Consider the following 12,113-nt stretch of genomic DNA (forward strand, 5'->3'; position numbering starts at 1 on the left):
CCCATGGCGGCAGGCGGGCTGGACACCGGGTGGCGCATCGCGCTGTGCTGCCTGGGCTGGCTGGCGGGCATGGCGCTGCAATTGCAGCAGCCGGTGCTGTGGCCAGCCGCGGTCGACGCGGGCCTGTGCGGCGGTGCCCTGGTGATGGCCGCGCTGGGCTGGCGCTGGCGCGGCGGCCCCGCCGTGCTGCTGCTGGTGGCGGCCTGCGCGATGCTGGGGGCGGCCAGCACCAGCCAGCGCGCCCAGGCCCGACTGGCCCAGGGCCTGGCGCCCGACCTGGAAGGCGCCGACCTGGTGCTCACCGGCGTGGTGGCCAGCCTGCCGCAGGCGGGGCCGGCGGGCACCCGCTTCACGTTCGAGGTCGAATCGGCGCAGCGCCACGGCCGGGCGCTGGCGGTGCCGGCCGAGGTGCCGGCGCGCGTGGCGCTGGGCTGGTACCGCAACGACCGCGACGAGGCCTTCCTGGCCGAACCCCAGGCCGACCTGCGCGCCGGCCAGCGCTGGCGCCTGCCGGTGCGGCTGAAGCGCCCGCACGGCGCGATGAACCCGGGGGGCTTCGACGCCGAACTGTGGTGGTGGGAGCAGGGCCTGCGCGCCACCGGCTACGTGCGCGTGGTGGCGGGCTGGGTGCCGGCCACGCTGCTGGCCGATGGCGTGGCCCACCCGGTGGAGCGGGCGCGCCAATCGATTCGCGACGCCATCCTGCGCGAGGTGCGCGACCCGCGCCTGGCCGGCGTGCTGGCCGCGCTGGTGGTGGGCGACCAGGCGGCCATCGAGCGCGACGACTGGGAGCTGTTCCGCCAGACCGGCATCGCCCACCTGATGAGCATCAGCGGGGTGCACGTGACGATGTTCGCCTGGATCGCCGGCCTGGCCTTCGGCTGGGCCTGGCGGCGCAGCACGCGGCTGATGCTGCGCGTGCCGGCGCCCACGGCCGGGCGCTGGGGCGGGCTGGCGGTGGCGGCCGGCTACGCACTGATCGCCGGCTGGGGCGTGCCGGCCGAGCGCACGGTGCTGATGCTGGCCTGTGGCGTGCTGCTGCGCTCGCTCGGGGCGCGCTGGCCCTGGCTGCTGGTGCTGATGGTGGCCGCGGTGGCGGTGACCCTGCTCGACCCCTGGTCGTTGCTGCAGCCGGGCTTCTGGCTGTCGTTTGCCGCGGTGGGCCTGCTGCTGGCGTCCGAATCGCCCGACCGGCGCGAGGCCGGGCCGGCCGACGAGCCCGCCTGGCGGCGCGCGCTGCGCGGCCACCTGCGTGCGCAGGGGGTGGCCACGCTGGGGCTGGCGCCGTTGTCGCTGGTGTGCTTCCAGCAGGTGTCCGTGGTGGGCTTCGTGGCCAACCTCGTCGCCATCCCCTGTGTCACGCTGCTGGTCACGCCGCTGGCGCTGTTGGGCGTGGCGCTGGCGCCGCTGTGGCAGGTGGCGGCCTGGGCGGTGCAGGCGCTGGGGTGGCTGCTGGGCGCGATGGCCGACTGGCCGTTCGCGGTGTGGACCGTGGCCGCCGCGCCCGCCTGGGCGGTGTGGGCCGGCCTGGCCGGTGCGCTGCTGGCCGTGCTGCCGCTGCCGTGGCGCCTGCGCGCGGCCGCGGTGCCGATGATGCTGCCGCTGCTGTGGCCGCCGGTGCAGCGGCCGGCCGACGGTGCCTTCGACCTGGTGGTGGCCGACGTGGGGCAGGGCACCGCCGTGCTGGTGCGCACGCGCGCCCACCTGCTGCTGTACGACACCGGGCCGCAGTACTCGCGCGAGAGCGACGCCGGCCAGCGCGTGCTGCTGCCGCTGCTGCGTGCCCGCGGCGAGACGCGCATCGACCGTCTGGTGCTAAGCCACCGCGACATCGACCATGTCGGCGGCGCCGCCACGCTGTTCGCGTCGCTGCCAGTGGCCGACACCACCAGTTCGCTCGAGGCCGGCCATCCGCTCTTGCAGCACGGCCCGCACCGGCCCTGCGAGGCCGGGCAGTCATGGACCTGGGACGGCGTGCGCTTCGACATGCTGCATCCCACCCCGGCGGACATGGCCAGCGCGCGCAAGCCCAACGCGGTGTCCTGCGTGCTGCGGGTGGTGGACGCCCAGGGTCGCAGCCTGCTGGTCACCGGCGACATCGAGGCGCCCCAGGAAGCGGCGCTGGTGCAACGCCACGGTGCATCGCTGGCCAGCACCTGGCTGCTGGTGCCGCACCATGGCAGCCGCACCTCGTCCACCGACGCGTTCCTCGACGCGGTGCAACCGACGCTGGCGCTGGTTCAGGCGGGCTACCGCAGCCGCTTCGGCCATCCGGCGCCTGACGTGATGGAACGATACCGAGAGCGTGGCATTGCCATCGAACGAACGGACCTTTGTGGTGCGTGGCTGTGGCACGATGGTGCAGCCTCGTGCACCCGCGAGGTGCGTCGCCGATATTGGCACTGGAACTCGCACAACTCAGGTGTGAATGCTGGTGCGGATGTTGCTAACCCCTCGCAGGCAGGAGAACTCAAACCATGAAACCCAGCTTCGACGAGATGCAGGCAACCGCCAGCACGGTGCGCGAGCATTACCGCGGCTATGCCCAGTGGCTGGCCAGACAACCAGGCGAGCAGATGGCCGCCCGGCGTGAAGAGGCGGAGATGATCTTCCGCCGCGTCGGCATCACCTTCGCGGTGTACGGCGCCAAGGACGAGGACGGCGCCGGCACCGAGCGGCTCATCCCCTTCGACCTGATCCCGCGCATCATCCCGGCCGACGAGTGGACCAGCATGCAGCGCGGCCTGGCGCAGCGCGTGACGGCCCTCAACCGTTTCATCCACGACGTCTACCACGACCAGGAGATCCTCAAGGCGGGCATCGTGCCCACCGAGCAGGTGCTCAACAACAGCCAATACCGGCCCGAGATGAAGGGCGTCGACGTGCCGGGCAATGTGTACTCGCACATCTCGGGCGTCGACATCGTGCGGGCGGCGCAGCCCGATGGCAGCGGCACCTACTACGTGCTGGAAGACAACCTGCGCGTGCCCAGCGGTGTGAGCTACATGCTCGAAGACCGCAAAATGATGATGCGGCTGTTCCCCGAGCTGTTCGCGCAGCACCGGGTCGCTCCGGTCGCGCACTATCCCGACCTGCTGCTCGAAACCCTGCGCGACGTGGCCCCCGCCTCGGCCGACGAGCCGCACGTGGTGGTGCTGACCCCGGGCATGTACAACAGCGCCTACTTCGAGCACGCCTTCCTGGCCCAACAGATGGGCGTGGAACTGGTCGAAGGGCAAGACCTGTTCGTCAAGGACCACTTCGTCTACATGCGCACCACGCGCGGCCCGCGCCGCGTCGACGTGATCTACCGCCGGGTGGACGACGACTTCCTCGACCCGCAGGTGTTCCGCCCCGACTCCACGCTGGGCTGCGCCGGCCTGCTGGACGTGTACCGCCGCGGCAACATCACGCTGGCCAATGCCATCGGCACCGGGGTGGCCGACGACAAGTCGATCTACCCCTACGTGCCGAAGATGGTGGAGTTCTACCTCGGCGAAAAGCCGATCCTGCAGAACGTGCCCACCTACCTGTGCCGCAACTCCGATGACCTGAAGTACGTGCTCGACCACCTGGCCGAGCTGGTCGTCAAGGAAGTGCACGGCGCCGGCGGCTACGGCATGCTGGTGGGCCCGGCGGCCACCAAGGCCGAAGTCGAAGAGTTCCGTGCGCAACTGCTGGCCAACCCCAGCAACTACATCGCCCAGCCCACGCTGGCACTGTCCACCTGCCCCACCTTCGTCGAGAGCGGCATCGCGCCGCGCCACATCGACCTGCGGCCCTTCGTGCTGTCGGGCAAGGCCTCGGGCAAGAGCGTGCAGATGGTGCCCGGGGGCCTCACGCGCGTGGCCCTGAAGGAAGGCTCGTTGGTCGTCAATTCGTCCCAGGGTGGTGGCACCAAGGACACCTGGGTCCTGGAGGGCTGAACGATGCTGTCACGAACTGCTGACCACCTGTTCTGGATGTCGCGCTACATGGAGCGCGCGGAGAACACCGCCCGCATGTTGGACGTCAACTACCAGACCTCGCTGCTGCCGCAGTCGGCCGACCGGGCCGAGCAGGGCTGGGCCGGCGTGCTGGGCATCTCGGAGCTGACGCAGGCCTTCCACAAGCAGCACAGGTCGGTCGATGCCAAGAGCGTCATGCATTTCATGGTGCGCGACGCGACCAACCCCTCGTCCATCGTGTCGTGCCTGGGCGCGGCGCGCGAGAACGCCCGCGCGGTGCGCGGCACGCTCACCACCGAGCTGTGGGAAACCACCAACGCCACCTGGCTCGAGTTCAACCGCATGCTGCGCGATGGCGCCTTCGAGCGCGACCCCGCCAGCGTGTTCGAGTGGGTGAAGTTCCGCTCGCACCTGTCGCGCGGCGTGGCCGTGGGCACCATGCTGCAAGATGAAGCGTTGCACTTCATCCGCATCGGCACCTTCCTGGAGCGTGCCGACAACACCGCGCGTTTGCTCGACGTCAAGTTTCACGCACTGGCCGGCGACTACTTCGGCACCTGGGGCGAGAATGACGCCCCCGAAGTCGACTTCTACCACTGGTCTGCCATCCTGCGGTCGGTGTCCGGCTTCGAGATCTACCGCAAGGTCTACCGCAACGTCATCCGCCCCGACAAGGTGGCCGAGTTGCTGATCCTGCGCCCCGACATGCCGCGCTCGCTGGCGGCCTGCATGAATGAAACCGTCACCAACCTGGCCCTCGTGGCCAACGAGCACAGCGGCGAGACCGAGCGCCGGGCCGGCCGGCTGCGCAGCGACCTGCAGTTCGGCCGCATCGACGAGATCCTCTCCACCGGCCTGCATGCCTTCCTGACTCAGTTCCTCGACCGCGTCAACGACATCGGTGCCGGCATCAGCCGCGACTTCCTCGTACCCGCCTGATCCCATGAACCTGCCTGCCGCGTGCGCGCGGCGGCAGGGTCCACCCGATCGCTCACGGACCCACGGCCCGCAAGGGTCAGATCCGCCGCAAGAGAGACCCCTACCGTGTCCATCCACGTCGCACTGAACCACGTCACGCACTACCGCTACGACCGGCGCGTCGGGCTGTCGCCGCAGATCGTCCGCCTGCGGCCGGCGCCGCACTGCCGCACCAACATCCTGTCCTACTCGCTGACGATCGAGCCCACGGGCCACTTCATCAACTGGCAGCAGGACCCGTTCTCCAACTACCTGGCGCGCCTGGTCTTCCCCGAGCCCACCACCGAGTTCAAGGTCACCGTCGATCTGGTGGCCGAGATGTCGGTGCACAACCCGTTCGACTTCTTCCTCGAGCCCGAGGCCGAGAACTTTCCCTTCGCCTACGACGAGGTGCAGGCCAAGGAACTGGCACCCTACCTTGTCAAGGAAGCGGCCACGCCGGCGCTCGCCGCGTTCGTCGCCAGCATCGACCTGAAGGAACAGCGCACCATCGACTTCCTGGTCGGCATCAACCAGCGCCTGCAGAAGGACATCCGCTACCTCATCCGCATGGAGCCGGGCGTGCAGACGCCCGAAGAAACGCTCACCAACGCCAGCGGCTCTTGCCGCGACACCGGCTGGCTGATGGTGCAGGCGCTGCGCCATCTGGGCCTGGCCGCGCGCTTCGTCTCGGGCTACCTCATCCAGCTGAAGCCTGATGTGAAGGCGCTCGACGGCCCCAGCGGCACCGAGATCGACTTCACCGACCTGCACGCCTGGTGCGAGGTGTTCCTGCCCGGCGCCGGCTGGATCGGCTTCGACCCCACGTCGGGCCTGCTGGCCGGCGAGGGCCACATCCCGCTGGCCTGCACGCCGCAGCCTTCGGCCGCGGCGCCGGTGAGCGGTGCGGTCGACGAGTGCGAGGTCACCTTCGGCCACCACATGGCCGTCACCCGCATCTACGAATCGCCGCGCGTCACCTTCCCCTACACCGACGAGCAGTGGGGCGACATGCTGTCCCTCGGCGACCAGGTGGACGAGGCCCTGGTGGCCGGCGACGTTCGCCTGACCATGGGCGGCGAGCCCACCTTCGTGTCGGTGGACGACCGCGACGGCGCCGAGTGGAACACCGACGCCCTGGGCCCCACCAAGCGCATGCGCGCGCAAGACCTGGTGCACCGCCTGCGCGAGCACTACGGCCAGGGCGGCTTCCTGCACTTCGGCCAGGGCAAGTGGTACCCGGGCGAGCAGCTGCCGCGCTGGGCGCTCAGCATCTGCTGGCGCGCCGACGGCCAGCCCTGCTGGCACGACCCGTCGCTGTTCGCCGACGAGCGCGACCACCACGCTTACACCGCCGACGACGCCAAGACCTTCATCAGCACCCTGGCCACCAAGCTCGGTGTGACGAATGAGTACGTCCAGACCGGCTACGAGGACACCTGGTACTACCTGTGGCGCGAGCGCCGCCTGCCGATCAACGTCGACCCCTTCGACACCAAGCTCGAGGACGAGATGGAGCGCGCGCGCCTGCGCCGCGTCTTCGACCAGGGGCTCGACGCCACCATCGGCTACGCGCTGCCCATCAAGCCGTCGGACGGCCCGGCGCTGGCTGGCCCGCGCTGGGTGACCGGCCCGTGGTTCTTCCGCGACGAGCGCATGTACCTGATCCCCGGCGATTCGCCGATGGGCTACCGCCTGCCGCTCGATTCGCTGCCCTGGGTGAAGGGCACCGACTACCCGTACCACGTCGACGCCGATCCGTTCGCGCCGCGCGGCGCGCTGCCGGGTGCGGCCAGCATCCGCACGCAGTACGCGTCGCACGTGCCCGGCGGCGGTTTTGCCGAGGGCGGGGTGGTGGGCTTCCAGGCGGGCCTGCCGGGCGATGCCGCGCTCACCGGCGCCGATGGCTCGGCCGGCAGCGCCGCTGCCGCGGCCGCCGGCCCGGCCACGCAGACCACGCCACTGTCGCGCGAAGCCTTGTCGCGCGCGCCGCACCGCTTCGAGTCGGCCTACTGGATCACGCGCAGCGCGCTGGTGGTGGAGGCCCGAGACCCGCGCCGCGCCAACGGCCCCGAGGCCGAGACCAGCGCCAAGCCGGCCAGCAGCGTGCTCTACGTCTTCATGCCGCCGCTGCAGCACCTCGAGGACTATCTCGAACTGCTCGCCGCCATCGAGGCCACGGCCGCCAGCCTGCAGATGAAGATCGTGCTCGAAGGCTATCCGCCCCCGCGCGACCCGCGCCTGAAGCTGCTGCAGGTCACGCCCGACCCCGGCGTCATCGAGGTCAACATCCACCCGGCGCACGACTGGAAAGAGCTGGTCGAGCACACCACCTTCCTGTACGACGCGGCCTGGCAGTCGCGCCTGTCCACCGAGAAGTTCATGCTCGACGGCCGCCACACCGGCACCGGCGGCGGCAACCACTTCGTGCTGGGCGGCGCCACGCCGGCCGACAGCCCCTTCCTGCGCCGCCCCGACGTGCTGGGCAGCCTGCTGGCCTACTGGCACAACCACCCGGCGCTCAGCTACCTGTTCACCGGCCTGTTCATCGGCCCCACCAGCCAGGCGCCGCGTGTGGACGAGGCCCGCAACGACCAGCTCTACGAGCTGGAAATCGCCCTCGGCGAGATCGAGCGCAACAAGGCGGTGTACGGCCAGAACATGCCGCCCTGGCTGATCGACCGCACGCTGCGCAACGTGCTGGTCGACGTGACCGGCAACACCCACCGCAGCGAGTTCTGCGTCGACAAGCTGTACTCGCCCGATTCCAGCACCGGTCGCCTGGGCCTGCTCGAGCTGCGCTCTTTCGAGATGCCGCCGCACGCCCGCATGAGCGTGGTGCAGCAGTTGCTGCTGCGTGCGCTGGTGGCCCGCTTCTGGAACGAGCCCTACCGTGCCGAGCTGGTGCGCTGGGGCACCGCGTTGCACGACCGCTTCCTGCTGCCCACCTTCGTGTGGATGGACATGGAAGACGTCATCGAGGACATGGGCCTGGCCGGCTTCGGCTTCCGCCCCGAATGGTTCGCACCGCACTTCGAGTTCCGCTTCCCCAAGGTGGGCGAGATGAGCGCCCGCGGCGTGAACCTCACGCTGCGCAACGCGCTGGAGCCCTGGCACGTGATGGGCGAAGAAGGCTCGGCCGGCGGCACCGTGCGCTATGTCGATTCGTCGCTCGAGCGCCTGGAGGTGCTGGCCACCGGCCTGGTCGACCCGCGCCACGTCATCACCGTCAACGGCGTCACCGTGCCGCTGCAGCCCACCGGCCGGGTGGGCGAATACGTCTGCGGCGTGCGCTACCGCGCCTGGCACCCGCCGTCGGCGCTGCACCCCAGCATCGGCGTCAACGTGCCGCTGACGGTGGACCTGGTCGACCGCTGGATGCAGCGCTCGATGGGTGGCTGCCAGTACCACGTGGCGCACCCGGGCGGGCGCAACTACGCCACCTTCCCGGTCAACGCCTTCGAGGCCGAGAGCCGGCGGCTGGCGCGCTTCTTCACCATCGGCCACACCCCGGGCCGCATGGTGGTGGGCGAGCCACAGCACAGCCTGGAGTTCCCGTTCACGCTCGACCTGCGCACGGCGTAGCGCCGTGAAATCCGGCGGGAAGGGCCCGATGCCTGGCGGGGCAGGCTCAGGGCATGATGCGGGCATGCCCAACCGCCCCTCCACTGCCGCCCTGGCCCTGCCGCCCGCAGCGGCCGACGGCCTGCAGCTGGCGTCGGCGGCGGCCGAGCCCGGCCTGCCCGGCCACTACGACGAGTGGCGCGGCAGCACTGATCCCGACGACCCGCCCACCGAGCGCTGGCAGGCCTTCTTCCGCAGCCTGGGCCCGCGCGGCTGGGCCGACCTGGCGGCGCGCGCCGTGCGCGTGCAGCACCGGGTGCGCGAAGACGGCGCCACCTACAACGTCTACGCCGAGCAGGGCGAAGATGGCAGCCGCACCTGGCCGCTGGAGCTGCTGCCGCTCATCCTGGACGCCGACGAATGGGCCGTCATCGAGCACGGCGTGCTGCAGCGCGCCCGCCTGCTCGAAGCCACGCTGAACGACCTGTACAGCACGCAGACGCTGCTGCGCGACGCGCTGCTGCCCGCGTCGCTGGTGTTCGCCCACCCCGATTACCTGCGCGCCGCGCACGGCCTGGTGCCGGTGGGCGGCACGCACCTGCACATCGCCGCGTTCGACCTGGCGCGCGCACCCAGCGGCGGCTTCAGCCTGCTGGCGCAGCGGGTGCAGGCGCCGTCGGGCCTGGGCTACCTGCTGGAAAACCGGCTCATCATCGCGCCGCAGTTTCACGACCAGTTTGCCGAGCTGCGGGTGCAGCGGCTGGCCAGCACCTTCCGCTCGCTGCTCGACGGGCTGCTGCGCGCCAGCCCCGCCGGCGAGCGCAGCCGCATCGTGCTGCTGACGCCCGGCCCGCGCAACGAAACCTACTTCGAGCAGGTGTTCCTGGCCCGCTACCTGGGCCTGGCCCTGGTGGAGGGCAGCGACCTCACCGTGCGCGCCAACAAGCTCTACCTCAAGACCCTGCACGGCCTGGAGCGCGTGCACGTGGTGCTGCGCCGGGTGGACGACGAATGGCTCGACCCGCTGGAGCTGCGCGCCGATTCGGCCCTGGGCGTGCCCGGCCTGCTGCAGGCGCTGCGCGCCGGCGAGGTGGTGATGGCCAATGCCCCGGGCGCGGGCTTCCTGGAAAGCCCCGGCCTCAGTGCCTTCTGGCCCGGCGTGGCCGAGCGCCTGCTGGACGAAGACCTGCTGCTGCCCGCGTCCACCAGCTGGTGGTGCGGCGAGGCGGCGGTGTGGGCGCGCCAGCGCCCGCGGCTGGCCGACTTCGTGGTGGCGCCCACCTTCCCCGACGGCGGCTTCGGCCCCTTCAACGCCGGCGAGCTGAGCCGCGCCGAGCTGGAAGCGCTGGCCCGCCGCATCGACGCCGACCCCGCGGCCTACACCCTGCAGGCCCCCGTGCTGCCGTCGGAAACCCCGGTGTGGGTGGACGGCCACCTGCAGCCCCGCGCCGCGGTGATGCGCGTGTTCGCGCTGGCCGACGGCACCGGCGGCTGGACCGTGCTGCCCGGCGCCATGACGCGCGTGGCCGGCCGCAGCGAGGGCGCGGTGGACCCCGGCCTGTCGATGCAGCGCGGCAGCTCCACGGTGGACACCTGGGTGGTGGCCCGCGGCGCGGTCGATGCGATGTCGCTGCTGCCCAAGCCCCTGTCGGCCGAAGAGCTGCAGGGCTGGCACCGCAGCGTCACCAGCCGCGCGGCCGAAAACCTGTTCTGGCTGGGCCGCTACACCGAGCGCGCCGAGAACGCCGTGCGCCTGGCCCGCCTGACGCTGGAAAGCGTGCAGGAATCCAGCCCGCCCGTGCTGCGCCTGCTGGACGAGCTGGCCCGCTGGCACGGCCTGGTGGCGCCGCAGGTGCCGTCGGCCAAGCTGTCGCCGCGCCTGTTCGAGCGCGCGCTGGTGCACGGCCTGGGCGCCGACCCCACCAAGGCGCAGGGCGTGGCCGGCAACCTGCGCAGCCTGCGCGATTGCGCGCAAAGCCTGCGCGAGCGCCTGTCGCCCGAGCACTGGAAGCTCATCCACGAGGTGGGCTCGCACTTCGAGCAGCACTTGTCCGATGCGCTGAAGGCCGGCGCCGGCACCGCCGCCACGCCCGACGTCATGGGCGTGCTGGGCCGCGCCGCCACCCACCTGGCCGCCATCACCGGCGCGCAGACCGACCGCATGACGCGCGACGACGGCTGGCGCCTGCTGAGCGTGGGCCGCCAGATCGAGCGGCTGGACATGCTGAGCCACGCGCTGGCGCTGGGCTTCGAGTACGGCGTGCACGAGGCCGACGACGGCTTCGCGCTGCTGCTGGGCCTGTTCGACAGCGTCATCACCTACCGCGCGCAGTTTCAGGCGCGGCGCGAGGTGCTGCCGCTGCTGCACCTGCTGGTGTACGACACCGACAACCCGCGCTCGCTGGCCTGGGTGGCCCGCACCATGCGCGACCGGCTGCGCAAGCTGGCCCGGCACGACACCGCCTGGGCCAGCGCCGTCACCGCCGACCTGCCGGCGCCCGACACCTGGTCGCTGGCCGAACTGGACCAGCGCGACGAGAAGGGCCGCCACGCCACGCTCGTCGCCGCGCTGCGCGGCTGCAGCGCCAGCGCCCGCAAGCTGTCCGACGAGATCGGCCGGCATCTCTTCGCGCACGTCGAATCGCCCGACCGCACGGTGTGGCAGTGATAGCCGCCACGCGTCGAATGTGCGTCAGCACGGGGGCCCCATGACCGACCACGCGGTGCGCCTGTCCGTCTGCCACGAGACGGTGTACGACTACGACGCCCCGGTGGAGGTGGCCCACCACAGCGCCTGGCTGCGCCCGCGGGACACCGCCTGGCAGACGGTGAGCGACTGGCAGCTGCAGATCGACCCCGAGCCCGAATGCCCGGTGCAGGAAAGCCTGGACGCTTTCGGCAACTGGCGCCACGGTTTCAGCCACTCGCGCGTGCACGACCGGCTGCAGGTGACGTCCACCTTCGAGGTGACGCTGACGCCCCCGCCGCCGCTGGACGACGACGCCATCGCCCGCAGCCCGCCGTGGGACGAGGTCGCCCACGAGCTGCGTTATCGCGCCGGCCAGCAGCAGCCCGAGGCCGCGGCCTTCGTGCTGGGCACGCCCTTCGCGCCACGCGACCCCAAGCTGGCGGCCTTCGGCCAGGGCCTGTTCGCGCCCGAGCGCAGCCTGGCGGCGGTGGCCATCGGCCTGATGCAGCGCGTGCACGCCCGCATGAAGTACGTGCCCAACAGCACCGACGTGGCCACCGACGCGCTGCAGGCCCTGGCCCAGGGCCGCGGCGTGTGCCAGGACTTTGCGCACCTGATGATCGGCACCCTGCGCAGCCACGGCCTGGCCGCGCGCTACGTGAGCGGCTACCTGCTCACCCAGCCCCCGCCCGGCCAGCCCCGCCTGGTGGGCGCCGACGCCAGCCACGCCTGGGTGGCGGTGTGGTGCCCGGTGCTGAACTGGATTGCGCTGGACCCCACCAACGACATTGCCGTGGTGCAGGACCACGTGACGCTGTCGTGGGGGCGGGACTATGCCGACGTGGCGCCGCTGCGCGGCGTGATCCGCGGCGGCGGGCAGGCGCCGCCGGACGTAGCGGTGACGGTGGCCCCGATCGAGTAGGGGGTAGGGAAAGTCCTCCGGGGTGGTGCGGGGC

Annotated in this window: 6 protein-coding genes; all 6 read left to right on the forward strand. The window is 71.5% G+C overall.

Annotated features, from left to right (window positions below; genetic code table 11):
• Positions 1 to 3: 3 nt before the first annotated feature.
• Positions 4 to 2,481 carry a DNA internalization-related competence protein ComEC/Rec2 gene (locus tag EOINJALH_RS06470; protein ID WP_088279503.1) on the forward strand — a complete coding sequence of 826 codons (2,478 nt, stop codon included), beginning with the start codon at positions 4 to 6 and terminating at the stop codon, positions 2,479 to 2,481.
• Positions 2,478 to 3,926, forward strand: a complete 1,449-nt coding sequence (locus tag EOINJALH_RS06475; RefSeq protein WP_088279504.1) for a circularly permuted type 2 ATP-grasp protein — start codon at positions 2,478 to 2,480, stop codon at positions 3,924 to 3,926. The genes EOINJALH_RS06470 and EOINJALH_RS06475 overlap by 4 nt, the downstream gene beginning before the upstream one ends.
• Positions 3,927 to 3,929: 3 nt before the next feature.
• Positions 3,930 to 4,886 (forward strand): alpha-E domain-containing protein, encoded by a 957-nt coding sequence (locus tag EOINJALH_RS06480; protein WP_088279505.1) that lies wholly within the window; start codon positions 3,930 to 3,932, stop codon positions 4,884 to 4,886.
• 105 nt (positions 4,887 to 4,991) lie between these two features.
• On the forward strand, positions 4,992 to 8,489 hold the full coding sequence (locus EOINJALH_RS06485) for a DUF2126 domain-containing protein (protein ID WP_088279506.1): 3,498 nt from the start codon (positions 4,992 to 4,994) through the stop codon (positions 8,487 to 8,489).
• Between the two features lie 64 nt (positions 8,490 to 8,553).
• A complete protein-coding gene (locus EOINJALH_RS06490; RefSeq protein ID WP_088279508.1) occupies positions 8,554 to 11,136 on the forward strand; it encodes a circularly permuted type 2 ATP-grasp protein in 2,583 nt (860 codons plus the stop codon).
• A 40-nt stretch (positions 11,137 to 11,176) separates the two neighbouring features.
• Positions 11,177 to 12,079, forward strand: a complete 903-nt coding sequence (locus EOINJALH_RS06495) for a transglutaminase family protein (protein ID WP_088279510.1) — start codon at positions 11,177 to 11,179, stop codon at positions 12,077 to 12,079.
• The last annotated feature ends 34 nt before the right edge of the window (positions 12,080 to 12,113 follow it).

Source organism: Ideonella sp. A 288, assembly GCF_002198735.1.
GTDB lineage: Bacteria > Pseudomonadota > Gammaproteobacteria > Burkholderiales > Burkholderiaceae_C > Pseudaquabacterium.